Annotated in this window: 25 protein-coding genes; 6 read left to right on the forward strand and 19 right to left on the reverse strand. The window is 54.7% G+C overall.

Annotated features, from left to right (window positions below):
- Positions 1-16 precede the first annotated feature (16 nt).
- The 6 genes from argD to ACJY2L_RS12655 all read right to left on the reverse strand — a co-directional run bounded on the left by argD (position 17) and on the right by ACJY2L_RS12655 (position 4,775).
- The gene (gene argD / locus ACJY2L_RS12630) at positions 17-1,237 is read right to left on the reverse strand and encodes a bifunctional acetylornithine/succinyldiaminopimelate transaminase (RefSeq protein WP_439214128.1); all 1,221 of its coding nucleotides are present in this window, start codon (positions 1,235-1,237) and stop codon (positions 17-19) included.
- Positions 1,238-1,326: 89 nt separating this feature from the next.
- Positions 1,327-1,890: an aminodeoxychorismate synthase component 2 gene (gene pabA, locus ACJY2L_RS12635; protein ID WP_187488701.1), complete on the reverse strand. Its 564-nt coding sequence runs from the start codon at positions 1,888-1,890 to the stop codon at positions 1,327-1,329.
- A 46-nt stretch (positions 1,891-1,936) separates the two neighbouring features.
- A complete protein-coding gene (locus ACJY2L_RS12640; RefSeq protein ID WP_439214129.1) occupies positions 1,937-2,530 on the reverse strand; it encodes a putative adenosine monophosphate-protein transferase Fic in 594 nt (197 codons plus the stop codon).
- On the reverse strand, positions 2,520-2,690 hold the full coding sequence (locus tag ACJY2L_RS12645) for a YhfG family protein (RefSeq protein WP_071852471.1): 171 nt from the start codon (positions 2,688-2,690) through the stop codon (positions 2,520-2,522). The genes ACJY2L_RS12640 and ACJY2L_RS12645 overlap by 11 nt, the downstream gene beginning before the upstream one ends.
- A gap of 103 nt (positions 2,691-2,793) precedes the next feature.
- Positions 2,794-3,366, reverse strand: coding sequence for a peptidylprolyl isomerase A (gene ppiA / locus ACJY2L_RS12650; protein ID WP_067427278.1), 573 nt, complete (start codon positions 3,364-3,366; stop codon positions 2,794-2,796).
- 131 nt (positions 3,367-3,497) lie between these two features.
- On the reverse strand, positions 3,498-4,775 hold the full coding sequence (locus tag ACJY2L_RS12655) for a cytosine deaminase (protein WP_439214130.1): 1,278 nt from the start codon (positions 4,773-4,775) through the stop codon (positions 3,498-3,500).
- 228 nt (positions 4,776-5,003) lie between these two features.
- Here ACJY2L_RS12655 and ACJY2L_RS12660 point away from each other — a divergent pair, with 228 nt between their 5' ends.
- Positions 5,004-5,441, forward strand: coding sequence for a hypothetical protein (locus ACJY2L_RS12660; RefSeq protein WP_067427276.1), 438 nt, complete (start codon positions 5,004-5,006; stop codon positions 5,439-5,441).
- Positions 5,442-5,481: 40 nt separating this feature from the next.
- Here the strand turns inward: ACJY2L_RS12660 and trpS are convergent, their stop codons facing one another.
- The 12 genes from trpS to pilM form a co-directional block, all read right to left on the reverse strand.
- Complete coding sequence (gene trpS / locus ACJY2L_RS12665; protein WP_067427274.1) at positions 5,482-6,486, reverse strand: tryptophan--tRNA ligase; 1,005 nt, start codon at positions 6,484-6,486, stop codon at positions 5,482-5,484.
- A gap of 14 nt (positions 6,487-6,500) precedes the next feature.
- Positions 6,501-7,181, reverse strand: coding sequence for a phosphoglycolate phosphatase (locus ACJY2L_RS12670; RefSeq protein WP_209500790.1), 681 nt, complete (start codon positions 7,179-7,181; stop codon positions 6,501-6,503).
- Positions 7,165-7,851, reverse strand: coding sequence for a ribulose-phosphate 3-epimerase (gene rpe / locus ACJY2L_RS12675; protein ID WP_067427270.1), 687 nt, complete (start codon positions 7,849-7,851; stop codon positions 7,165-7,167). The genes ACJY2L_RS12670 and rpe overlap by 17 nt, the downstream gene beginning before the upstream one ends.
- A gap of 66 nt (positions 7,852-7,917) precedes the next feature.
- Positions 7,918-8,727: an adenine-specific DNA-methyltransferase gene (gene dam / locus ACJY2L_RS12680; RefSeq protein ID WP_187488699.1), complete on the reverse strand. Its 810-nt coding sequence runs from the start codon at positions 8,725-8,727 to the stop codon at positions 7,918-7,920.
- Between the two features lie 95 nt (positions 8,728-8,822).
- Positions 8,823-9,815, reverse strand: coding sequence for an SPOR domain-containing protein (locus tag ACJY2L_RS12685; protein ID WP_439214131.1), 993 nt, complete (start codon positions 9,813-9,815; stop codon positions 8,823-8,825).
- 77 nt (positions 9,816-9,892) lie between these two features.
- On the reverse strand, positions 9,893-10,975 hold the full coding sequence (gene aroB / locus ACJY2L_RS12690; RefSeq protein WP_067427264.1) for a 3-dehydroquinate synthase: 1,083 nt from the start codon (positions 10,973-10,975) through the stop codon (positions 9,893-9,895).
- A gap of 39 nt (positions 10,976-11,014) precedes the next feature.
- Positions 11,015-11,536, reverse strand: a complete 522-nt coding sequence (gene aroK / locus ACJY2L_RS12695; RefSeq protein WP_067427262.1) for a shikimate kinase AroK — start codon at positions 11,534-11,536, stop codon at positions 11,015-11,017.
- 376 nt (positions 11,537-11,912) lie between these two features.
- Positions 11,913-13,166 (reverse strand): DNA uptake porin HofQ, encoded by a 1,254-nt coding sequence (hofQ, locus tag ACJY2L_RS12700; protein WP_439214132.1) that lies wholly within the window; start codon positions 13,164-13,166, stop codon positions 11,913-11,915.
- Positions 13,163-13,492 (reverse strand): HofP DNA utilization family protein, encoded by a 330-nt coding sequence (locus ACJY2L_RS12705; protein ID WP_439214133.1) that lies wholly within the window; start codon positions 13,490-13,492, stop codon positions 13,163-13,165. The genes hofQ and ACJY2L_RS12705 overlap by 4 nt, the downstream gene beginning before the upstream one ends.
- The gene (locus tag ACJY2L_RS12710) at positions 13,479-13,991 is read right to left on the reverse strand and encodes a HofO family protein (RefSeq protein WP_439214134.1); all 513 of its coding nucleotides are present in this window, start codon (positions 13,989-13,991) and stop codon (positions 13,479-13,481) included. Before ACJY2L_RS12710 ends, ACJY2L_RS12705 begins: the two co-directional genes overlap by 14 nt.
- Entirely contained in the window at positions 13,984-14,529 is a 546-nt protein-coding gene (locus ACJY2L_RS12715; protein ID WP_439214135.1) for a PilN domain-containing protein, read from the reverse strand. The genes ACJY2L_RS12710 and ACJY2L_RS12715 overlap by 8 nt, the downstream gene beginning before the upstream one ends.
- A 2-nt stretch (positions 14,530-14,531) precedes the next feature.
- Positions 14,532-15,350, reverse strand: coding sequence for a pilus assembly protein PilM (gene pilM / locus ACJY2L_RS12720; protein ID WP_225701115.1), 819 nt, complete (start codon positions 15,348-15,350; stop codon positions 14,532-14,534).
- Positions 15,351-15,471: 121 nt separating this feature from the next.
- On the opposite strand from pilM, the gene mrcA reads away from it, so the two are divergent.
- Positions 15,472-18,027, forward strand: coding sequence for a peptidoglycan glycosyltransferase/peptidoglycan DD-transpeptidase MrcA (gene mrcA / locus ACJY2L_RS12725; RefSeq protein ID WP_439214136.1), 2,556 nt, complete (start codon positions 15,472-15,474; stop codon positions 18,025-18,027).
- Between the two features lie 81 nt (positions 18,028-18,108).
- Here mrcA and nudE read toward each other — a convergent pair whose 3' ends face one another.
- A complete protein-coding gene (nudE, locus tag ACJY2L_RS12730) occupies positions 18,109-18,675 on the reverse strand; it encodes an ADP compounds hydrolase NudE (protein ID WP_067427252.1) in 567 nt (188 codons plus the stop codon).
- Positions 18,676-19,060: 385 nt separating this feature from the next.
- Between nudE and ACJY2L_RS12735 the strand changes: the two genes are divergently transcribed.
- The 4 genes from ACJY2L_RS12735 to hslO are packed head-to-tail and all read left to right on the forward strand — an operon-like array spanning position 19,061 to position 23,247.
- Positions 19,061-21,199 carry an intracellular growth attenuator family protein gene (locus ACJY2L_RS12735; RefSeq protein ID WP_439214137.1) on the forward strand — a complete coding sequence of 713 codons (2,139 nt, stop codon included), beginning with the start codon at positions 19,061-19,063 and terminating at the stop codon, positions 21,197-21,199.
- 55 nt (positions 21,200-21,254) lie between these two features.
- Entirely contained in the window at positions 21,255-21,938 is a 684-nt protein-coding gene (gene yrfG / locus ACJY2L_RS12740; RefSeq protein ID WP_067427248.1) for a GMP/IMP nucleotidase, read from the forward strand.
- A 2-nt stretch (positions 21,939-21,940) separates the two neighbouring features.
- Positions 21,941-22,342 carry a ribosome-associated heat shock protein Hsp15 gene (gene hslR / locus ACJY2L_RS12745; RefSeq protein ID WP_439214138.1) on the forward strand — a complete coding sequence of 134 codons (402 nt, stop codon included), beginning with the start codon at positions 21,941-21,943 and terminating at the stop codon, positions 22,340-22,342.
- Positions 22,343-22,368: 26 nt separating this feature from the next.
- Positions 22,369-23,247: an Hsp33 family molecular chaperone HslO gene (hslO, locus tag ACJY2L_RS12750; RefSeq protein WP_067427244.1), complete on the forward strand. Its 879-nt coding sequence runs from the start codon at positions 22,369-22,371 to the stop codon at positions 23,245-23,247.
- Positions 23,248-23,531: the final 284 nt, after the last annotated feature.

The raw sequence follows: 23,531 nt of genomic DNA on the forward strand, positions 1-23,531 counted from the left end.
TGTCGGGCCTGGCTGCTTAACGTGCCAGCACGCTTTCCACAGCCTGAGCGAAGCGTGCCATGCCTTCGTCGATCTCTTCCGGCGTGATAATCAGCGAAGGCACCAGGCGAATAACGTCGGTGCCGGCAGTAAGGATCATCACGCCCGTCTCTGCTGCGGCCAGCAAGATATCGCGCGCTTTACCGGCGTGCTGTGGTTTTAGCGCCGCGCCGATTAACAGCCCTTTGCCGCGAATCTCGGTGAACAGATCATGGCGGGCATCCAGCGCCTGTAGCGCGCTGACGAACCGCTCGCGACGCACATCAACGCCGTTCAACACCTCTGGCGTATTGATAATATCCAGTGCCGTTTCCGCTACCGCGCAGGCCAGTGGATTGCCACCGTAAGTGGTGCCATGCACGCCAGGCGCCATGGTCGAAGCAATCTCATTGCTGGTCAGCATTGCGCTAACTGGAAAGCCACCGCCCAGCGCTTTCGCGGTGGTTAAAATATCGGGCGTCACGCCGTAATGTTCGTACGCAAAAAGCTTACCGCTGCGCCCCATGCCGCTTTGCACCTCATCCAGTACCAACAGCGCCTGATGCCGATCGCACAGTTCGCGCAGCCCCTGCATAAAAGCCTGGGTGGCAGGCACGACGCCGCCCTCGCCCTGAATTGGCTCGACGACAATGGCGCAGGTGTGATCATCAATCACCGCTTTTACCGCATCAAGGTCGTTGAAGGGTACATGGACGATATCCGCCGGTTTGGGACCAAAGCCGTCGGAATATTTCGGCTGGCCGCCGACGCTCACGGTAAACAGCGTGCGACCGTGAAAGGCGTTATGAAAGGCGATGATTTTGCTTTTATACGGACTGTGACGTTTAGAAGCGTAGTAGCGGGCAAGTTTAAATGCCGCTTCGTTTGCCTCCGCGCCAGAATTGGCAAAAAACACCCGTTCGGCAAACGTAGCGGCAATCAGTTTGCTGGCCAAACGCAGCGCCGGTTCGTTGGTAAAGACGTTGCTGGTATGCCATAGCGTTTCACCCTGGCTTTTCAGCGTCTCGACCAGCGCCGGATGGCAATGTCCCAGCGCGGTAACCGCAATGCCGCCAGAGAAATCGATATAGTCTTTGCCCTGCTGATCCCAGATACGGCTGCCTTTTCCCTTAACCGGCACAAACTGCGCAGGTGCATAGACAGGCAAGATTACCTCATCAAAGGTTTGCCGGGTCACTGCCATTTTTTCTTGTGCCATTCCGAAAATCTCCTGCGCCTTTCACTATTCATGATTGAAAATATAATCATAAAATATGCATAAAAAATCACTCAAAGGCAATCGGAAACTTAGCGCTGCAGGAAATTGGCCAGCAGTTGATGACCCTGTTCACTGAGGATGCTTTCCGGATGAAACTGCACACCTTCCACATCCAGAGAACGGTGGCGCAACCCCATAATTTCATCTTTGTCGGTAAGCGCGGTGATCGCCAGACAGTTCGGCAAAGAGGATTTCTCCACCAGCAGCGAATGATAGCGCGTCACGGTGAGTGGATTGTTTAACCCCTGAAACACGCCGCTGCCGTCATGGGTAATGCGCGAGGTTTTGCCATGCATGACCTGCGGCGCGCGCACTACGCGTGCACCGAATACCTGCGCTAGCGCCTGATGACCGAGACAAACGCCGAGCACGGGGATTTTGCCGGCAAAATAGCGGATAGCCTCAAGAGAAATACCGGAGAGATCGGGCGTACAGGGACCCGGAGAGATCACCAGGTGGGTCAGCGGCAACGCTGCCATCTCATCGAGCGTGATGGCATCGTTGCGCCGAACCTCAACCTGCGCGCCCAGTTCACAGAAATACTGGTAAAGGTTCCAGGTAAAGGAGTCGTAGTTGTCGATCAGCAGCAGCATGGCAGGTTAGTCCCAGTGAGCAAAAGCCGCCGCTATTCTACGCAATTTATTTCGCTTCGCTTACCACTTTGGCAAAAATGGCCGTCAGCGCGTCTGTTTCACCTGCGGCCGCCTGCTGACTGGCTGCCAGCCAGCTTTCGCGCTCTGTCTGGCTCCAGTCGATCAGGTAACCGGCATGCAGCGCAACCTGCTCGAAGAACAGGCGTTGAGCACGCCCATTGCCGTCGCGAAACGGATGCAGCATATTGATTTCGCCATAGTACCAGGCAAGACGCTCAACAAACACCTGCTTCTCCAGCCCCTGTAAACCGTTCTCCTCTTCCAGACCGGCCATCAACGCGTTGCCCTCTTTTTCCAGATATTCGCAGTGGCAGTACGGCGTATCATCCTGATAAAGATCGACGTTACGCAACTCGCCTGCCCAGTCGTAAATATCCTGGAATAGCGTGCGATGGATCTGGCGGAGGTGAGGCAGGCCCGGATGTTTCGGTCCCAGTTCAATGGTGGTGGCGCGCAGCGTGGAGAATGCCAGTTCCGCCTTGCGCAGCTGTGCGGCATCGTGAATATTAAGCCGGTTTTTCAGCACATCGTCATTTTGCCAGAAATAGGGATCGCGTCCGTTCATCACCTTAGCGGCCATATTGCCTCCGTAACGCATCCAGCCGCTGTTCGGCAGTCTGATCGCCCGCCGCAGGTTCTGCTGGCTGCAGACCTTCCAGTCGGCAGCTGGCAAGGAAATTGGCTAAGCGATGCTGTTGCCACAACGTAACTTTTTGTTTGTCGGTGAGCTTTGCAGGCATAACGCCTCCCGGGTGGTTGGATTGCCCTAAGTATAAGCAGCAAAAACCGCCTTTGCCGGAGAGGGAAAGGCTGCCGCGGCGAAACAGCAGCGGCAGTCAAAAATTAAGGCAGGACTTTAGCGGAAAGGATAACCACAGGTTTAGCCGGAACATTCTGGTAAGGACCTACGTTTTTCGTCGGTACCTGAGCAATTTTGTCGGCAATATCCATGCCTTTTACCACTTTGCCGAACACCGCATAACCAAAGTCACGCTGGCCATGATCGAGGAAGGCATTGTCCGCGATATTGATAAAAAACTGGCTGGTCGCGCTGTCCTTATCGGCGGTGCGTGCCATCGCAATGGTGCCACGCAGATTGCGCAGGCCATTGTCCGCTTCGTTTTTAATCGCCGCGTTAGTGGATTTCTGCTGCATGTCGGTGGTGAAACCGCCACCCTGAATCATAAAACCGGGGATCACGCGGTGAAAAGTGGTGTTGTTATAAAAACCGTTGTTGACGTAATCAACGAAGTTTTTCACCGATACCGGCGCCTTCTGATTATCCATCTCAAGTTCAATATTGCCGGCTGAAGTGGTCAGCAGCACATGCGTATCGCCTTTCGCTGCCAGCGCAGAGGAAGAAATAGCGGTGAGCGCAAACAGAGCAACTGCAGCGGTCATAGTACGTTTCAACATGGGTTTTTCCTTACCTGGGACAACAAACGCAAATCGCACTTGATTGTAAAGAGCCTGTTTAACAAGAGCCAGCGCTTTACCTATTTTTACGCTGATAATTGCCTGACATCTGTAACAAAATATGCGCCTGCTCAACGCCTGAACGTCACCGCTTCCGGCTCGCCACAATAGATATGGCTGCGAGCCGGTTCGGTTGCAGCAATGATTCTGCCATGACGAATCGAATAGCGCGTGGGCACCTGACGTCGCACCGCATCAAAGCCATTGTCAGCCGGCAAAATCAGCAGATTCGCCTTGTTGCCACAGGCAATGCCGTAATCGCTCAGGCCTAACGCTCGGGCGCTGTTGGTCGTAATCAAATTCAGCCCGGCATCAATCTGGCTGTAGCCCATCAGCTGACACACGTGCAGGCCCATGTGCAGCACCTGCAGCATATTGCCGGTGCCCAGTGGATACCAGGGATCGTAGACATCATCGTGACCAAAACAGACGTTGATGCCCTCGGCCAGCATCTCTTTCACCCGCGTGACGCCACGTCGCTTCGGATAATCATCAAACCGCCCTTGCAGATGGATATTCACCAGCGGATTGGCAACAAAATGGATGCCTGACAGCTTAAGCAGACGGAACAGCCGTGACGTATAGGCGCCGTTGTAGGAGTGCATTGCGGTGGTGTGGCTGGCGGTCACGCGTGCGCCCATGTTTTCCCGCAGCGCCAGCGCGGCGACAGTTTCGATAAACCGTGACTGCTCATCATCGATTTCATCGCAGTGCACGTCGACCTGACGCTGATATTTCTGCGCCAGGGCAAAGGCGATATGCAGCGATTCAATGCCATATTCGCGGGTAAATTCAAAGTGCGGAATGGCGCCGACCACATCAGCGCCGAGCGTTAACGCCTCTTCCAGCAGTGCGGCGCCGTCAGGATAGGAGAGAATTCCTTCCTGAGGAAAGGCGACGATTTGCATATCCAGCCAGGGAGCCATCTCACTTTTCACCTCCAGCATCGCCTTCAAGGCGGTCAGGCTGGGATCAGAGACATCGACGTGCGTTCGCACGTGCTGAATACCCTGAGCGATCTGCCACTTTAGCGTCTGCCGGGCGCGCTGTTTCACATCTTCATGACTGAGCAGTGCCTTGCGCTCAGCCCAGCGTTCAATGCCTTCAAACAGCGTGCCAGATTGATTCCATGCGGGTTCACCTGCGGTTTGCGTGGTATCCAGATGAATATGCGGCTCGACAAAGGGTGCGATGGCTAACCCGCCTTCGGCATCCAGCGCATCGTGTTGTTGTCCGGCTGGCTGCGGCTCAATGGCATGAATCCGACCGTCGCTGAGGGTTAACTGCCACAATCCCGTTTTGCCAACTAAGCGGGCGTTGTTGATAGTGTGTAAGCGTGAGCCAGGCATGCAGACCTCCAGAATGTGCGCGCAGCGGGATACCAGGCTAACACAGCAGGCTGAATCATCAGCCATAGCATAATGTTATCTGCCTCACAGACGTGCAAATGACCTGCCCGAACGATAAACAACCGCCTGCTCAAACCGCGATGATGCTAAATTGTCGACGCAGGCAATAAAGTAATGCTGTCTGCGTGACGACTTTATTCCCTGTGACATTTTCAGTAAGGAAACAGAATGCGTTTAACCTCTTTAATCCTGGCGCTGCTGCCGCTCAGCGTTACGGCCGCGCCGGTAAGCTGGTCTTCGGTGGAGGGCAACTGGCAGGTGGTCTCGGTGGCGGTAAAAGCTCAGCCGGGCCAAACCTATATTGCACGGGATCCGCTTTTTATGGGCGCGCGCCTGGCTTTTCGGCCTGATGGCATTACCTGGCTGCGCGGCACGTCAGAGCGTAGCATTAATCCGGCGACCGATAATTGCCGCAGCAAACCTCGCCTGACGGCCGCGAATGGCAGTCAGCAGGATGCGGATTTTCGTTTTAAATATGGCTTCAATGTGATGTGCGGCAAAAACGCGTGGGGACCGGCACCGGGTGCGGTGCTGAGTATTCTGGCAGATGGCAATGCGCGTCTGTTTTGGGATGGTGCGCAGCTTTCGTTGCGGCGGATAAAGTAAGACAGCAGCAGTGGCGACGATCGCCACTGCTGCTTAGCGCTTATGGCGCGGCAACAAAGCCCACGGCCTGATACACTTTTTTCAGCGTCTCGCTGGCCTGCGCACGGGCTTTAGCGGCACCGTCTCGCATCACTTTCTCCAGCAAGGCTTCATCATTGCGGAACTCATGATAGCGCGCCTGTAACGTTTCCAGCATGGTGGATACCGCATCTGCTACTTCGCCTTTCAAATGGCCATACATCTTGCCTTCAAAATGCTGCTCCAGATCCGGAATGCTTTTGCCGGTTACGCCGGAAAGAATATCCAGCAGGTTTGAAACGCCCGCCTTCTCTTTCACATCATAACGAATCACCGGCGGCTCTTCTGAATCGGTCATGGCGCGTTTGATCTTCTTGATCACCGACTTTGGCTCTTCCAGCAGCCCAATGACGTTGTTACGGTTCTCGTCAGATTTGGACATCTTTTTGCCAGGCTCAAGCAGTGACATCACGCGCGCGCCTGACTTGGGAATAAACGGCTCCGGCACCTTAAAGACATCGCCATACAGCGCATTAAAGCGGCTGGCGATATCGCGGCTCAGTTCCAGATGCTGTTTCTGATCTTCACCTACCGGCACCTGGTTGGTTTGATACAGCAGAATATCTGCCGCCATCAATACCGGATAGCTGAACAGCCCCGCATTGATATTCTCCGCATAGCGCGAAGATTTATCCTTGAACTGCGTCATCCGGCTCAGTTCGCCGAAATAGGTGTAGCAATTCAAAATCCAGCTGAGCTGAGTGTGTTCCGGTACGTGCGACTGCACAAAGATAGTGCTTTTTTCCGGATCGATACCGCAGGCGAGATAGAGCGCCAGCGTATCCAGCGTGGCTTTACGCAGCGCGTCCGCATCCTGACGCACGGTAATCGCATGCAGATCGACAATGCAGTAGATGCAGTGAAAATCATCCTGCATCTGCACCCACTGACGCAGCGCACCCATATAGTTGCCAATAGTCAGTTCACCTGAAGGCTGCGCGCCGCTAAAAACGATGGGTTTACTCATGCTTGTTGTCCTGATTAACGCCGCCCGATGGCTGGCAAAAGTTCATTGAAATTGTCCAGGATAAGATCCGGATTGCTGCTGGCAATAGGCTCGCCGTAGTTATAGCCAAAGGTCATGCCAACGCACGGGCATCCTGCACCTTGCGCGGCGAGAATATCATTGCGTGAGTCGCCAACAAACAGCAGCTCGCCAGGTATCAGACCAAACTTACCCAATACGAGAAAAATCGCTGCCGGATGAGGCTTCTTCACCACCACGTCGTCGCCGCCAATGATTAAATCGAAGTAGTCAGCAATGCCCAGCGACTCAAGCAGCGGTGCAACAAACGGCGTCGGTTTGTTGGTGACGATGGCCATCGGCAGCTGATGCTGGCGCAGTTTCTCCAGCGTATCCACCACCTGCGGAAACAGCGTACTGCCTGCTTCCACGGTTTGCGCATAAAATGTATCAAACAGCGCGCGTGCATCACGCTGCTCTTCTGGCTGTGGGGCGCGCTCAAGTGACCAGGTTAACGCCCGCTCCATCATGATATCGGCGCCATTGCCAATCCAGGTTGAAACGCGTTCCACGCCTGCCGGACGTAGCGACAGCGCTTCCAGCGTGCGATCGATCGCCGCGGCCAGACCTGGCGCGCTGTCAATCAGCGTGCCGTCGAGATCGAAGGCCAGTGCACGAATATCAGTGAAATGAGCCATGACGTGACTTCTCCAGTTCGTTACGCATATCGTCGATCACTTTTTTGTAATCGGGGTGGCCAAAAATAGCCGAGCCCGCAACGAACATGTCGGCGCCTGCAGCAGCAATTTCGCCAATGTTATCAATCTTCACGCCGCCATCGACTTCCAGATGAATATCGTAACCGCTGGCATCAATGCGCTTGCGTGCTTCGCGCAGTTTGTCCAGCGTACCAGGAATAAAGGATTGGCCGCCGAAGCCTGGGTTAACCGACATGATCAGAATGATGTCGAGCTTATCCATCACATAATCGAGGTAGCTCAATGGCGTAGCGGGATTGAACACCAGCCCTGCTTTACAGCCATTTTCTCTGATCAGCTGCAATGAGCGATCCACATGCTCGCTGGCTTCCGGGTGAAACGTGATGTAGCTGGCACCAGCCTGCGCAAACTGGGGAATCAAACTATCAACCGGTTTGACCATCAGATGCACATCTATCGGCGCGGTAATGCCATAATCGCGTAACGCTTTCAGCACCATCGGACCCATGGTGAGATTAGGCACATAGTGGTTGTCCATGACGTCAAAATGCACGACATCGCCGCCCGCAGCCAGCGCGCGAGCGGTATCCTCGCCCAGACGGGCAAAGTCAGCAGACAGTATCGATGGGGCAAGCAAAAATTGTTTCATCCGTTTCTCCCAATTTTGTCGCCAGTGCAGTCACTGACCGGATAAGCTGGTCGCGGACGAAACAGACTAGCTAAACAGCGCCAGCAGTTCGTCGACCTTACTACGACCAGTAATACTGCGGCTTATCGAACGCCGCGCTTTCACTACGTGCAGAACAGCATCCTGATACCACAATCGCGTTTGCGCGGTATCGTGGTTGGAAATCAGCACCGGAATGCGGCTTTCCGCCAGTTTAATCGCCAGCTCAGCCAGATGCTGCTGCTCTCGCAGGCTAAAACTGTTGGTGTGATACGCCGTGAAGTTCGCCGTAGCGGATAACGGTGCATAAGGCGGATCGCAATAGACCACTGAGCCAGCCTGGGCGTTTGTCAGGGTAACATCGTATGATTCGCACACAAAGGTCGCTTTTTGCGCCCGTTCGGCAAACCAGTTCAGCTCATCTTCCGGAAAATAGGGCTTACGATAGCGACCAAAAGGCACATTAAACTCGCCGCTTAAGTTATAGCGGCAAAGTCCGTTGTAGCAATGGCGATTCAGATAGAGAAACAGCAGCGCACGGCGATAGGGATCGCGGCTGCCGTTGAACTCAGTACGACTGGCGTAGTAAAAGATCGCATCATTACTTTGCTCATTGAACAGCCGCCGCGCATCAGCAATAAACTCTGCGGTGCGGGTTTTGACAATGTTGTAGAGATTGATGAGATCGCTGTTGATATCAGCCAGCACGTAACGTGGATAATCGGTATTGAGAAATACCGATCCTGCTCCAACAAAAGGCTCTACCAGGCAATCACCTTCTGGCAGGTGCCGCTGGATGTCTTCCAGCAGGGGATATTTGCCCCCTGCCCACTTCAGAAAAGCGCGATTTTTTTTCATGCCGTCGTTTTTATAACTTCTATTCTTATGGCTGTGGACGCACCGACAGCAGATCTGCGCTTGATGAAAGAGCCGAGAATTCGGCTCTAACGGGTTTATTTACTGGCTTCTTTCTTCACCTGGCTCACCGGCTTCACCCACGGATTTTTCGCGCGGACCTCAGCCGGTAAAGAGGCAACGGCACGTTTCGCTTCGGCAGGCGTGGCGTAGGAGCCGCTTACCAGCACATACCAGTCCTGACCATTACGGCTGGTTTTGTAGACGTGATAATTGCTCAGGCTCTGCTTTTTCGCCCATGCATTCAACGAGTCAGCACGTGAAGCACCGCTTAGCTGCAGCGTATAGTTACCGCCGCTGGATGGCGTTGCTGTTTCACGATTGCTGCGCGTCGTCGCAGCAGGCGCTGCGGGTTTGTTTTCTGGCTTGCTGCTGGCCGTGGCCGCCGGACGATGCGCCGGTGCCTGACGCGCCGGCTGCGCGGCATGACGTGTTGGGCTTTGTGGCTGTGACGGCTGCGATTTAGCCGCAGGTGCCGTCGCTGCATTGCTGCCGCTTACGGTTGCCGGCGAAACAGGCAAGCCAGATGCTGACGCGCCATTTGCGGCATCGTCAACCTGACCCTGTTGATTGGTCAACGCGTTATTCAGATCACCCGGTAAGGTGACGCGCTGTTGATTCTGCGGCGCTTCAACCGGTGCGGCCTGCGTTGGCGTTGATGCCACCGGCGGCGCGCTTAATTCCTGCGGCGTGCTGTTATTTACGGTGCTTTGCGGCGCATCGCCAGTGGCAGGCACGTTATTCTGCTGCCCGGCCATTGAGCTGTTACCGGAAAGATCGATATTTTTTTCTTTGCCGCTGCCCGCTGCACTTGAATCCGCGGCGGTCGTTGCGGGTTTCTTCTCATCCGGGCCGGTCAGCGCCGAGCCGATGCCGATCACCAGTAACAGGAGCACTAAAATCCCGATGCCCATCATCATATGCTGACGGGAAAGCGGCGCTTTGGCGGCAGGGGACGGTTTGCGCGCCCGCGTTGGCCGACGGTCGCTGGCATCCGGTTTTAACTCGTCTTCCGGTTTAAACTCATCCATTTTACCTCCTCCTGTTACTCAGCAAGCCCGTGCCTTTCTTCAGCACGGCAAAATAGATCAACGCATTATCGTCAGAATCAGCGGCAGTCGTTGATAGCAGCCAGCACGATATCATGCGTAACACCGCTACGCACTTCAGCTTTGCCGATTGCCAACGGCAGCACCAGACGCAGCTTACCGGCCAGCACTTTTTTATCACGCAGCATGTGCGGCAGATAGGCTTCTGCATCCATGCTGGCTGGGCCGGTCACGGGCAAACCGGCACGCGTTAACAACCTGATAATACGATCGGTATCCGCGGCGCTGAACTGTCCCAGCCGCTCTGCCGTGCGCGCGGCCATCACCATGCCGGCGGACACCGCCTCGCCGTGCAACCAGTTGCCATATCCCATGTGTGCTTCAATAGCGTGACCATAGGTGTGACCGAGGTTTAGCAACGCACGGACGCCATGCTCGTGCTCATCGGCAGAAACCACTTCCGCTTTCAGTTCACAGCAGCGACGGATGCACCAGGCCATAGCCGTTTCATCCAACGCAAGTAGCGCATCAAGGTTGTTTTCAAGCCAGGTGAAGAACTCACCGTCGAGGATAATGCCGTATTTGATCACTTCCGCCAGACCCGAAGCGAGTTCGCGCGGCGGCAGCGTAGTAAGACAGTTCAGATCGATAACCACGGAAGCGGGCTGATAAAAAGCGCCAATCATATTTTTACCCAGCGGGTGATTGACGGCGGTTTTACCACCTACAGAGGAATCGACCTGAGAAAGTAACGTCGTAGGAACCTGGATAAAGCGAACGCCGCGCTGATAGCTGGCCGCTGCAAATCCAGTAAGATCGCCGATCACGCCGCCGCCTAAGGCAATCAGCGTGGTGTCGCGGCCATGTGGTTTTTCCAGCAGTGCCGTAAAAACCTGATCCATGACTGCCAGCGTTTTGAACTGCTCGCCATCAGGCAGGATCACCTGGTCAACCTTTACGCCCACCTCTTCCAGCCGCTGACGTACTGTCGTTAGCCAAAGCGGTGAGAGCGTCTGGTTAGTAACCAACATCGCGTTATCGCCCGCTTTAAGCGGCCAAAAAGAAGCCGGATCCTGATAAAGTCCGGCGGCGATGGTTATGGGGTAACTGCGTTCCCCCAGAGTGACGGTGATCCTCTCCATGACGCTGTATAACCTTTTGCTATGCCCTGATGGGCTGAATCAGTTTTTTTCCAGAGTAGCGATGATTTGGTTTGCCACAACTTTAGCGCTCTGATCGTCAGTGCGAATCGTGACATCAGCAATCTCTTCATAAAGAGGATTGCGTTCGTCAGCCAACGCTTCGAGCACCTCACGCGGCGGCTCGTCAACCTGCAGCAACGGACGCTTTTTATCACGCTGTGTGCGGGCTAACTGTTTTTCGATCGTCGTCTCAAGATAAACAACAACGCCACGCGCCGAGAGGCGATTGCGGGTTTCACGTGATTTTACAGATCCACCACCGGTCGCCAGGACGATACCCTGCTTCTCCGTTAATTCATTGATGATCTTTTCTTCACGATCGCGAAAGCCAGCTTCGCCTTCGACGTCGAACACCCAGCCCACATCCGCTCCGGTACGTCGCTCAATTTCTTGATCGGAATCGTAAAATTCCATGTTGAGTTGCTGAGCTAACTGACGACCAATAGTGCTTTTGCCGGCACCCATAGGCCCAACCAGAAAGATATTGCGTTTCTCTGCCATTTTTTCGGTATTACTAAGAAATTCGTTGATGATACCCCGCGTTCAGCATCTCTCTGCTGGCGGGACATGAACTGAAACCTCATGAGCGTTAGTGCAAGAGTCAGATAAAAAAATTATCTCAACACTAAAGGCCGTTTGGCAACCGAATAAATTGCCACGGCAACCAGCAACCGTTCAGGCGCCTTTCAGTCCGCACAGGTTAGCGAGCCAAATCAGATTATTTGCCATGCGGTTACGCATAAAAAAAGCGGCATAACGCCTACTTTTCCAAACAGAGATTCTGGCTACATATTTAAAATCGCTAAACCTTGTAAGCTAATTCTGGTCTTGCGTCAAACGCATATGCCTTTCAGAGGAAAAAAAACGCCTCATGTGTTCACTCTTCTCGTACCAGACGAGGCGTAATAAAAATAACCAGCTCGCGGCGTTTTTGTTCCTGAATATCATAGCGAAACAGCGCACCCAGCACGGGAATATCTCCCAACAACGGCACTTTATTACGTCCGCTGGCGCGTTGCTGTTGAAAGATGCCGCCTAACGCCAACGTCTGACCATCTTTTAGCATGACCTGAGTTTCTATCTCCTGCTTATCAATGGTCAGGATTTCCGTGTCGCCACTGTGAAGATTGCGGCCCGGTACATTCTGGCTCAGCCGTAGTTTCAGCAAAATGCGGCCATTGCCCTGAACAGAGGGCGTGACTTCCATGCCCAATACCGCTTCCTTGAACTCAATGGTGGTGGCACCGTTGTTTCCGTTAGAGACTTCATAGGGAATCTCGGTGCCTTGCTTGATGCTGGCGGGCTGCTGATGCGAGGTGAACAGACGCGGACTGGCGATAATATCGATCTGATTTTCCTGCTCCAGTGCGCTGAGCTCCAGGTTAAGCAACTGGCCATTGAGACGCCCCAGCGTCAGCCCGGCGGTAATCGCCGGGTTGGCCACGCCAAGATCGATGCCGAGTTGCGGGTTACGCAGCGCCTTCTCGATCGCTTCATCGCCTTGCCATCCCCACTTTACGCCCAACTCGCGCAGGTGATCTTCACTGATGGTCACGATCTGCGCCGAAAGCTCAATCTGTTCCAGTGGCGTATCCAGTGCCTGAATCCAGCGCTCGGCCTCTTTAATATTAGCGGGCACATCACGCAGCAAAATGGCGTTAGTACGGCTATCCACCGTAGCACTGCCGCGCGGGCTCAACAGCGTTGCACGCTCTGCCAGCAGGCTGCCGTGAACGGTTGCGGCGTCGGCATAGCGCAGCATAACGTTGCGTGTCGTCAGCGCCTGCTGTTGCAGCTGGTCTTCGCGCTGCTGTTGGGCCTGAAGCTGCTGCTGATGCAGCCAGCTTTCTGGATAAGCCACCAGCACATTGCCTTCGGTTTCAATCGTCAAACGCCCCATGCGTGCCACCAGCTCCTGCGCCTGCTGCCAGGGAACATCATGCAGGCGCAGTGAAAGCTGGCCAGTAACGCCAGGTGCCACCATCAGATTGAGCTGCTGAAACTCCGCCAGCGCCTGTAACACACGTTCAATCGGCGTCTCATCAAAAGAGATCGTCAGTTTTTTATCTTCGGCCCGCAACACCGCACTGAAGAGGATAAGTAAAAACGCCACTGTCCATTTAGCCGTCATGCTTGCTCCTTTAATCGCAGTATCGTCTGTTGCGGATGGCAGCTGTCCGGTGCTGACAGCGTGACCGCCTCGGGTTCAAAGCTGTCTATCTGCCATTCGCGTAGCGGGAAAGGCTGCTCGCGCATGACCGCAATAACCCGGCCTTTATCCTCATGCATCAAGGCGATATATCGTGTGCCGTTGCCAATGATGCCTTTGAGCTGCCAACCCTGTAGCGAAGGCACGCTAACGAGACATGGCGTAGTTATCGGCGGTTGGAAGGGATCGCGGCCAAAGCCAAAACCACTTAACAACCACAGTAAAAGCCAGCATTTATGTTTCATCATGCGGCTCCGTCCACCAGAACGTGGCCGACAGTCGATCGTCCTGTGGCTTGAGATCCAATCGACCAGGAAGACGGGATACTGGCCGCGCCAGCAGCCAGTGGTACAGGCGCAGCAGCTGTGACCACTCCAGTTGAAGAGCCAGCTCCGCACCATCCAGCTGTGGCGTCCATTTTTCCAGCGTGCCGCCGCTGTTTTCTAACAGTGCGGTAAGATCAAAAGCGGGCGCACTGTCTGTTTTCAGGGCGGCAAGCGCCGTCTGTAAGCGGAGCGTGTCAGCGGTAACCTGTTCAAGCGGTAACTGCTGCTGTAAACGTTGCAGACGCTGCTGATAGCTTTCCGTCTGCTGCGTTAAAGACTGCTGTAGCTGTTCGATACGTTGCCATCGCGGCTGTACCGCCATTTGCAGCCATATCAGCGCATAGCCAAGCGCAATCAGAAGCAGCAGCAATATACGACTCCAGCCCGACAGGCGCTGCCAACGAATCAGTGCGTCATCCATCGTTCACCCCCTGCTTTACGCGCGCATCGATCCTGAAGCTCAACTCGCCGCCAGGCTGACGCGTCACGCTGCCCAGCTTCACCTGTAACAACAACGGTTGCTCTGCCAGCCTCTGACGAAAATCGGCTATCTCCTGCATGGCATAGCCCCGCCCGGCAAAGGTTAAGGTGTCGGCATTGCGCTGCAACTGGGTTAACCACAGCGCCTCCGGCATCAGGCTGCCGAGGTGCATAAAAAAATCGAGCCATTGCTGCGCCAGCTGTTGCTGAGCCTGATAATGCGCCCAGGCGTTATTGAGCTGCTGTTGCAGCGCCAGCGCCTGCTGCAACTGATGAAGCCGTTGTTCAGCCTCTTTGCTGGCAGCAATCAGCGCATCAGAGTTTGTCTGAAGCTGCTGTTGACGATCGCGGGCGGAGATAAACAGCAGCATGGCAATGAGCGTTACGATCGCACCGGCACTCAGCGCAATCACCATTGACTGCCGCAAGATATGGTGCTGCTGGCGCGCGCGCCACGGTAGCAGATTGACCCATACCATGTTCAATCCTCCGGCCTGAGCGCCAGCCCGCATGCCAGAGCGAACCGCGAAGGCTGCACAGGCAAAGGAGGCTGCATCAGCTGCAATGCATGGAGTGGATTGAGCGGTGTGACCCTGTCGGGCTCATCACCCATATCGCTGCTGTACCACAGCGCACGCGCCTCGGGAAAGGCATGCAGCCGCAGCTGAGCGAGATCGCTACCGTCGGCGACGGCGCAGCCAAACGCAGGCTGCTGTTCACCCGGCGCATACCAGAGCCACTGATCGGGCAGCCGGTGAACCAGCACGGTGCCAGGCTGTGGCTTGAGCAGCATGGCGAGCATCTGCAAGGCGGCCCATGAAAGCTCAAATACTTCAGGCTGCACTCCTGCCTCTGCTAACACGCTCTGCCACTGTTGCAGCACATCGCGTCGCACGGCGGTCACACAGAGCTGACTGGGTTTATCTGAAAAAGGGCGGTAATCGAGGGTCAGAGATTCTGGCTCCAGCGGAAACAGACGTCGCGCAGCGGCATGAATGTAGCGCCCCAAATCGGGCTCGCGCAGTGATTGCGGCGGCAGAGCCAGCGGGCGTTGCATCACCAGTTGCGGCGGCAACCCCACGCATAGCCTATAATGCCGCGGCAGCATTTTACGCCAGCGTGTAAGCACGCTGAGCAGTTCGGGAGAGGATTGCAGCACTCCCTGTCTTAACGTATCTTGCGGCAGCGGATGATGCCACCAGTGACGAAGTTGCCATCCGTTTCGTCGGCGTTGTACGCCAAGTGCACACAGCTGGCCATTGTGAATATCCAGGCCAATTTGCCATTTCTGAAAAGCCATTTTCGCGCGTTCTCCCTGTCCATGGTGAAAGAAAAGGACGTATCAAAGCGTCAGGCTTGCCTTTATACTACCGCGCGGTTGTTTATAAACTGCCCAAACGACAACAGATGGGAAATCTCAGGTGAAGTTCGTAAAGTATCTCTTAATCCTTGCGGTATGTTGCATGCTGTTGGGAGCTGGCTCGATTTATGGTCTCTACAAATACATCGAGCCGCAGCTTCCGGACGTGAACACGCTGAAAGATATCAAGCTGCAAACCCCGATGCAGATTTACAGCGCAGAAGGCGATTTGATTGCCCAGTACGGTGAAAAACGCCGTGTTCCTTTGACGCTGCAACAAATGCCACCTGAGCTGGTAAAAGCGTTTATTGCCACCGAAGACAGCCGCTTCTATGAGCATCACGGCGTGGATCCTATCGGGATTTTCCGTGCGGCCAGCGTGGCGCTGGTGTCGGGTCACGCTTCACAGGGTGCCAGTACCATTACGCAGCAGCTGGCGAGGAACTTTTTCCTCAGCCCTGAGCGTACGCTGATGCGCAAAATTAAAGAGGCGTTCCTCGCAATCCGCATCGAACAGCTGTTAACCAAGGATGAGATTCTCGAACTCTATCTCAACAAAATTTATCTTGGTTATCGTGCTTACGGCGTGGGTGCAGCGGCGCAGGTCTATTTTGGCAAGAACATCGATCAGCTAAGCCTGAGCGAAATGGCGATGATTGCCGGTTTGCCAAAAGCCCCTTCGACCTTCAATCCGCTCTACTCGCACGAACGCGCCCTCTCGCGTCGCAATGTGGTGCTGGCGCGTATGCTCGATCAGCATTACATCGATCAGTATCAATATCAGGAAGCGCGTAATACGCCGCTGGTAGCCACCTATCACGGCCCTGAAATCGCTTTCTCTGCGCCTTATGTCAGCGAAATGGTTCGTCAGGAGATGGTGAAACGCTATGGCGATGGCGCCTATAACGACGGCTATAAAGTCTATACCACCATCACGCGCCGACTGCAGCTGGCAGCTCAACAGTCAGTGCGCGACAACGTGCTGAACTACGACATGCGCCACGGCTATCGCGGTCCGCAGGCGGTGCTGTGGAAGGTAGGCGAAGCGGCATGGCGTCAGGAGCAGGTGCTGAAAACGTTGAAGGCTACGCCGGTTTACGGCCCGCTGATTCCGGCGGTGGTAATGTCAGCTAACAGCACGGAAGCCACGGCGTTGATGCGCGATGGCAGCAACGTTTCACTGACGCTGAACGGCGTACGCTGGGCGCGTCCGTTCAAATCAGACAATCTGCAAGGCGCAACGCCGAAAAGCGTGACGCAGGCTGTTCAGCCTGGTCAGCAAATTTGGGTGCGTCAGGTTGATAACGAATGGTGGCTGGCACAGGTTCCTGACGTGAACTCCGCGCTGATTTCGCTTGATCCCAACGACGGTGCCGTGCGCGCCCTTGTCGGCGGTTTTGACTTTAACCAGAGCAAGTTTAACCGCGTCACCCAGGCACTGCGTCAGGTGGGTTCAAACATCAAACCTTTCCTTTATACCGCCGCCATGGATCGCGGTTTGACCCTGGCTTCCATCCTCAATGACGTGCCGATTTCACGCTGGGATGCCGGTGCCGGTTCTGACTGGCGCCCGAAAAATTCCCCGGCACGCTACGATGGCCCAATCCGTTTACGTCAGGGGTTAGGCGAGTCGAAAAACGTCGTGATGGTGCGCGCCATGCGTGCGATGGGCGTCGACTATGCAGCGCAATACCTGCAACGCTTTGGTTTCCCGGCACAAAACATCGTGCATACCGAATCACTGGCGTTGGGTGCGGCCTCGTTTACGCCAATGCAGCTGGTACGTGGTTACGCGGTAATGGCTAACGGCGGCTTCCTCGTCGATCCTTACTTCATCACCCGCATCGAAAACGAACAGGGCGGCAAAGTATTTGAAGTGAAGCCGAAAGTCGCCTGCGTACAGTGTAATTTGCCGGTGATTTATGGCGAGACGCAAAAAGCGCTGGCCCTGAATCAGGAAAGCGTTGAAAACGTCGCGACTTCACAAACAGGAACTAATCAAACGGTGCCGAAGCCGGCCCTTGAGCAGGTAGGTGGCGATCCGGCGTTGCAGAGCCATACGCAGGAGTACGCGCCGCACGTTATCAATACGCCGCTGACCTTCCTGATTAAAAGCGCGTTGAACTCCAATATCTTTGGCGAGCCGGGCTGGCTGGGCACCGGCTGGCGCGCAGGTCGTGATTTAAAACGCAACGATATTGGCGGCAAAACCGGTACTACTAACAGCTCGAAAGATGCCTGGTTCTCTGGCTACGGCCCGGGCGTGGTCACCTCGGTGTGGATCGGTTTTGATGATGCGCGTCGCAACCTGGGTCGCACCACCGCCTCGGGCGCGTTGAAAGATCAGATATCGGGCTATGAAGGCGGCGCGAAAAGCGCACAGCCTGCCTGGGATCAATACATGAAGGCGGCGCTGGATGGAGTGCCTGAACAGCCGTTAACGCCACCGCCTGGCGTGGTAACGGTCACTATCGATCGTAGCACCGGCAAACTGGCCAACGGCGGCGGCAATACTCGTCAGGAATATTTTATCGATGGCACGCAGCCGACCGAATATTCCGTTCACGATGTTGGCACCGAGATTATGGACAATGGCGAAAGCCATGAACTGTTCTGATCATGCAGGTTAACCGCAACGCATAAAAAAGGGCCGCTTAGCAAGCGGCCCTTTTTACTGTCTGGCATTATCCATTCGCAATCAGTATTGCAGCCTGCCCTGCTTCACCAGCCACTCACGCACTAAAAACAGCGCGCTAACGTTACGCGCTTCGCGGAAGTCAGGATGCTCAAGCAGCCCGAGCAGATTAGCCAGCGGCCAGCGATGCACAATCAAAGGTTCAGGCTCGTCGCCTTCCAGTCGTTCTTCGTAGAGGCCTTCCGCCACCACAATATTCATCTTGCTGGAAAAATAAGAGGGCGCCATAGTGAGTTTGCCCAACTGATGCAGCGATTGGGCACCAAAGCCCGCCTCTTCTTTCAGCTCGCGATTTGCGGCTTCAAAAGGCGTCTCACCCGGATCGATCAGGCCTTTTGGAAAGCCCAGTTCATAGGTTTCCAGCCCCACCGCATATTCCTGAATCAGGATGAGATGATCGTCGATCACCGGGACAATCATCACCGCTTCTCGTTCAGAGGGTTTCATTCGCTCATACACCCGGCGCGCACCATTACTAAAGGCGAGATCGATCGCTTCAATGGTAAACAAGCGGGAACGAGCAACAGCCTCGACGTTAAGAATGGTCGGTTTCTGTAACGGTTTACTCATATCAACCCCATAAAAAAAGCGTTCTGACACTGCCCCGAGTATTATTTAGCCTGACATTGTGCGTCAGCCATTCAGGTATTCCAATCATTGCATGATTTTTATTACCGCGTTATAACAAATCTGCTGGTGTCAGATTAAATAATTTACGACAATGTCAATAATGCGCCGCTAAAATAGGATTATGCTTATATTTTATAGGCTTTTCGACGGTTAGGATCCTTGCAAGGCTTTTTATAATGCTCTCCTGATTTTCCGATTTTATGCGTTATTCCCGTGCAATCACAGGTTGCCTCAGGCGTCTGTTCCCGCCAAAATTGACCGTCTAACCATATTATCGGAGTGGCATTAAGAGTGAAGGCAGTAATTTGGCGGGGTTGAGCTAACCATGAGCACATTGATCATTATAGTGGCTGTGATGCTCGCGTGTTCGGTCCTTGCAGGTGCCGGCTTTTGGTACGCGATGCGGCATCGTCCGCCTATGGCGAAACCGCTGCCATTCATTAAACCCCCTCATCGAAAACTCACGTCGGAAGAGCGCGCTGCCGCCGAGCGTTACGTCAATACGCTCACGCGTAATCAGCAAACCCTGTTGCCTACCGGTAGCAGCACTACGCCCGAACGCCTGACGCTGAATGCCCAAAGCAACAATGTCTATCCGGTCACGCGATCAATCACACGTTATGGATTAACCACCGATGAACCGCAGAAATGGCGCTACTACCTCGATGCCGTTGAAGTGCATCTGCCGCCGCTGTGGGAGCAATATATCGCCGATGAAAACTACGTTGAGCTGATCAAAACCGACACTATTCCGTTGGTGATTTCGCTGAATGGCCATTCGTTGGTGAATTATCTGTTTGAGCAGCCTGCGTTGACGCCGCTGGTGCGGCCGCTGGCAACCAATGCCTCGATTCGTAAAGAAGAGAGCGATAACATTGAGTTGCTGAGCGTGCGCAAGGAGAGCTACGAAGAGTATATGCTCACCCGCCCTGACGGCACGCGCGAAGCGGTGATCATCTGCGTTGCGCTGCTGCTGCTGTTTCTCGGGTTAACCGCACCGGTCAGCGTGATGGCGGCACTGATTACCGCCGCCGTAGTCATGATTCTGGTTAGCCTGTGGTTCTTATACCGCCGGCCAGCGGAAAAAGATTTCCGTGAAATTCACTGCTTTCGCGGCACGCCAAAGCGTTGGGGCCTGTTCAGTGAATCCAATCAGGGCCAGATGAGCAATATTTCACTTGGCACCTTTGATCTGATCTACCCTGCCCACTGGCAAAATTATGTGACTCACGATCTGGGACAAAACACCGAGGTTGAGCTCTATCTGAATCGCCACGTGGTCCGTCAGGGACGCTATCTCTCTCTACGTGACGAAGTGCGTAACTTTCCGATTCAGCGCTGGCGCAAGAACGCCGTGCTGGCGTTTGGCTCGCTGGTGGTGCTGACGCTACTGCTCACCTGGATACCGCTTAGCATGCCGGTTAAGTTAAGCGTGGCTTGGCTTAAGGGCACCGAAAGTATCAAAGTGACGCAGGTAGCTGACCTGGAAAAACAGCCGCTGCATATTGGTGATAGCCTGCACGTTAACGGCAACGGTATGTGCTCCGTGCCCGCCAACTATCAGGGTAATCGCACCTACGCCTATATGCCGTTCGACTGTTCCGCCATGTACTGGAATACCGCCACGCCATTGCCGCTGCCGCAGTCTGACATTATCGATAAAGCGGCCGCCTTGATGAACAGCGTGAATCAACAGCTGCACCCGGAAACCAGCACCGATCCCAAAATCAACCCGCAACTCGCCTCTGCGATACAGAAATCGGGCATGATTTTGCTGGATGATTTCTCCGAGGTGGTGATGAAAACGCAGGATTTGTGCAGCCAACAGCAGGACTGTCTGCGGCTCAAAAATGCGTTGGTTAACCTCGGTAATGCGAAAGACTGGGATACGCTGGTGCGCCGCGCGAACTCCGGCTCGCTCAATGGCATGAATGTGCTGTTACGCCCGGTCAGCGCCGAAGCACTGGAGAACCTGGTCAATACGGCGACATCGACCTTTTTCTATCGTGAAACGCACCGCGCGGCAGAAGCGCTGAACAGCCCACCGCCGGGTGGCTTTCTGATCATCAGCGATGAAGGTCGTCAGTTGGTGAATCAGCCGCAGCCGTCGGTTTCTCTGTTTGATTACAATGCGCCAGAACAGTGGGATGAGCTACAGCGGCTGGCAGGCATGCTGTTGAATACGCCGTTCCAGGCTGCCGGTATCATTACTAACCTTTCCGTTGATGCTAACGGCACGCGGCATATCGCGCTGCACAATGAACCTGATGCGGTAACGCTGAGCCGCTACATCGGCACAACGCTGCTGCTGTCATTGCTGGTGCTCAGCACCATCATCAACGGCTTGTTAACCCTGCGCCGCATGCACCGGAATCGCAAACGGCTGCTGGACATTCAGCACTATTATGACACCTGCTTTAACCCGACAATGACGCCCGCCCCACCGGTTCACAGCCTGTTCTGAGGCGTTAGCGGTTGTGCTACCCTGTCGCTCCACTTTTCACGTCAGGCTTACCCGCATGTCCTTTTCTCCCGACTGGTCACAGATTGATACCGTACTGCTTGATATGGATGGCACGCTGCTGGATCTGGCGTTCGACAGCCATTTCTGGCTGCGGCTGGTGCCGGAAACGCTGAGCCAGCAGCGCGGAATTTCGCTGCAGGATGCCGCCGCGCTGATCAAGGCAAAATATCTCGCCGTGCAACATACGCTAAACTGGTACTGTCTGGATTACTGGAGCGAGCAGCTCGATTTGGATATTCGTGCTATGACCCGACAACAGCGCGAGCAGGTTCGCCTGCGTGAAGACACGCTGCCTTTTTTGCAGGCGCTGCGCGCTGCGGGCAAGCGCACCATCCTGTTGACCAATGCGCATCCCTATAATCTCGACGTCAAACTGCAGCAAACTGGTCTTGCCGATCACCTTGATTTATTACTTTCCACCCACACATTTGGGTATCCGAAAGAAGATCAGCGTCTCTGGCAGGCGGTTGAGCTGCATACCGGCCTGAACCGGGCGCGCACGCTGTTTATCGACGACGGCGAGCCGATCCTGGATGCCGCGCGCCAGTGGGGAATCGGCTGGTGCCTTGGCGTCAGCAACCCTGATTCTGGCTTACCGGATAAAGAATTTCTGCGCCATCCTGCGATCGGAGACTACCGTACGCTCTGTGCGGGACTGGTGCCAGTCACACAGGAGTAGCGATGAAAGAGAAAACCTCTGAAGGTGTTCGGCTCGACAAATGGCTGTGGGCCGCGCGCTTCTATAAAACCCGAGCTGTGGCGCGTGAAATGATTGAAGGCGGCAAAGTGCATTACAACGGCCAGCGCAGCAAACCGAGTAAAATCGTCGAGCTAAATGCCGAGTTAACGCTGCGTCAGGGAAATGACGAGCGGACAGTTGTCGTTAACAGCATCAGCGATCAGCGTCGTCCGGCCACGGAGGCACAACAGCTTTATACCGAAACCGCGGCCAGCATTGAAAAGCGTGAGAAAAATGCGTTAGCACGCAAGACGAATAGCCTGAGCATGCCGCATCCCGATCGCCGTCCCGATAAGAAAGAACGACGCGATCTCATGAAATTTAAATTATCGGGTGACGAATAGTTCGTCATCCCATCGAGAGAAATGCTATGTCCGTACAAGATCAAATGCATCGTTACCTGTTCGAAAACCACGCCGTACGCGGTGAACTGGTTAACGTGTCGAATACCTGGCGCGAAATCATCAGCGGCCATGACTATCCGCAGCCGGTTCAGCAACTGCTGGGCGAACTGCTGGTCGCCACCAGTCTGCTGACCGCCACGCTGAAGTTTGATGGCGATATCACCGTGCAGCTTCAGGGCGATGGTCCGCTGTCGCTGGCGGTGATCAACGGCAATAATCATCAGGAAATGCGTGGCGTTGCGCGTATGCAGGGTGAGATCGCGCCGGGCAGCACGTTGAAAGAGATGGCGGGCAACGGCTATCTGGTGATCACGATTGCACCGTCGCAGGGTGAACGTTATCAGGGCGTGGTTGGCCTTGAGGGCGAGACACTGGCGGAATGTCTGGAAGATTACTTTATGCGTTCTGAGCAGCTGCCGACGCGCCTGTTTATCCGCAGCGGTGAGCACGAAGGCCAGTTGGGCGCGGGCGGCATTCTGTTGCAGGTATTACCGGCACAGGATACGCAAAGCGACGACTTTAACCATCTGGCGACGCTGACCGAAACCATTAAAACCGAAGAGCTGATTGGTCTGCCAGCTAATGAAGTGCTGTGGCGCCTGTACAACCAGGAAGAGGTCACGGTTTATGAGCCGCAGGCCGTGAACTACAAATGCAGCTGTTCACGCGAGCGCTGTGGTGAAGTGCTGCAAAGCCTGCCGCAGTCGGAAGTTGATGAAATCATCGAAGAGGATGGCAACATCGATATGCACTGCGATTACTGCGGTAGCCACTACGTATTCGACGCCGTCGACATCGCGGCTATCCGCAATCAGTCAGTGACCAACAGCGATCAGCTGCACTGATTTCTGGCGGGCGGCAGCCGTCGCCCGCCCGCTCTAGAGCACGCTTAGACGTGCTGTTTTTTTCATCTTAACCCTCCCTTCCTCACGCCACCGCCTCTCGGATTTCACTGAATTTGCAGCGTAGTCAGTTTTGCCTCGCATTTCTGGAGCTCCAGCCTTTTACTGGTCGTCAACAGGTGTACACTGCGCGCGATCGCCTTTCTGCATCATGCTGGTGCACAACGGCATCCCCTGGCAATGTGTCATTTGCCTGAATTGAATAGCAGTACAAAACCGACAAAGGA

Source organism: Duffyella sp. Ts4 (genome assembly GCF_051851875.1).
GTDB lineage: Bacteria > Pseudomonadota > Gammaproteobacteria > Enterobacterales > Enterobacteriaceae > Duffyella > Duffyella gerundensis.

Bases quoted from the DNA above. Each gene is read 5' to 3' on its own strand.
- nudE (WP_067427252.1), bottom strand. From the start codon at position 18,675: ATGAGTAAACCGTTACAGAAACCGACCATTCTTAACGTCGAGGCTGTT.
- ACJY2L_RS12670 (WP_209500790.1), bottom strand. From the start codon at position 7,181: ATGGCTCATTTCACTGATATTCGTGCACTGGCCTTCGATCTCGACGGC.
- ACJY2L_RS12705 (WP_439214133.1), bottom strand. From the start codon at position 13,492: ATGATGAAACATAAATGCTGGCTTTTACTGTGGTTGTTAAGTGGTTTT.
- ppiA (WP_067427278.1), bottom strand. From the start codon at position 3,366: ATGTTGAAACGTACTATGACCGCTGCAGTTGCTCTGTTTGCGCTCACC.
- ACJY2L_RS12640 (WP_439214129.1), bottom strand. From the start codon at position 2,530: ATGGCCGCTAAGGTGATGAACGGACGCGATCCCTATTTCTGGCAAAAT.
- ACJY2L_RS12660 (WP_067427276.1), top strand. From the start codon at position 5,004: ATGCGTTTAACCTCTTTAATCCTGGCGCTGCTGCCGCTCAGCGTTACG.
- hslR (WP_439214138.1), top strand. From the start codon at position 21,941: ATGAAAGAGAAAACCTCTGAAGGTGTTCGGCTCGACAAATGGCTGTGG.
- aroK (WP_067427262.1), bottom strand. From the start codon at position 11,536: ATGGCAGAGAAACGCAATATCTTTCTGGTTGGGCCTATGGGTGCCGGC.
- hofQ (WP_439214132.1), bottom strand. From the start codon at position 13,166: ATGACGGCTAAATGGACAGTGGCGTTTTTACTTATCCTCTTCAGTGCG.
- ACJY2L_RS12685 (WP_439214131.1), bottom strand. From the start codon at position 9,815: ATGGATGAGTTTAAACCGGAAGACGAGTTAAAACCGGATGCCAGCGAC.
- ACJY2L_RS12735 (WP_439214137.1), top strand. From the start codon at position 19,061: ATGAGCACATTGATCATTATAGTGGCTGTGATGCTCGCGTGTTCGGTC.
- rpe (WP_067427270.1), bottom strand. From the start codon at position 7,851: ATGAAACAATTTTTGCTTGCCCCATCGATACTGTCTGCTGACTTTGCC.
- pilM (WP_225701115.1), bottom strand. From the start codon at position 15,350: ATGGCTTTTCAGAAATGGCAAATTGGCCTGGATATTCACAATGGCCAG.
- ACJY2L_RS12715 (WP_439214135.1), bottom strand. From the start codon at position 14,529: ATGGTATGGGTCAATCTGCTACCGTGGCGCGCGCGCCAGCAGCACCAT.
- argD (WP_439214128.1), bottom strand. From the start codon at position 1,237: ATGGCACAAGAAAAAATGGCAGTGACCCGGCAAACCTTTGATGAGGTA.
- yrfG (WP_067427248.1), top strand. From the start codon at position 21,255: ATGTCCTTTTCTCCCGACTGGTCACAGATTGATACCGTACTGCTTGAT.
- pabA (WP_187488701.1), bottom strand. From the start codon at position 1,890: ATGCTGCTGCTGATCGACAACTACGACTCCTTTACCTGGAACCTTTAC.
- ACJY2L_RS12655 (WP_439214130.1), bottom strand. From the start codon at position 4,775: ATGCCTGGCTCACGCTTACACACTATCAACAACGCCCGCTTAGTTGGC.
- hslO (WP_067427244.1), top strand. From the start codon at position 22,369: ATGTCCGTACAAGATCAAATGCATCGTTACCTGTTCGAAAACCACGCC.
- ACJY2L_RS12710 (WP_439214134.1), bottom strand. From the start codon at position 13,991: ATGGATGACGCACTGATTCGTTGGCAGCGCCTGTCGGGCTGGAGTCGT.
- aroB (WP_067427264.1), bottom strand. From the start codon at position 10,975: ATGGAGAGGATCACCGTCACTCTGGGGGAACGCAGTTACCCCATAACC.
- trpS (WP_067427274.1), bottom strand. From the start codon at position 6,486: ATGAGTAAACCCATCGTTTTTAGCGGCGCGCAGCCTTCAGGTGAACTG.
- ACJY2L_RS12645 (WP_071852471.1), bottom strand. From the start codon at position 2,690: ATGCCTGCAAAGCTCACCGACAAACAAAAAGTTACGTTGTGGCAACAG.
- dam (WP_187488699.1), bottom strand. From the start codon at position 8,727: ATGAAAAAAAATCGCGCTTTTCTGAAGTGGGCAGGGGGCAAATATCCC.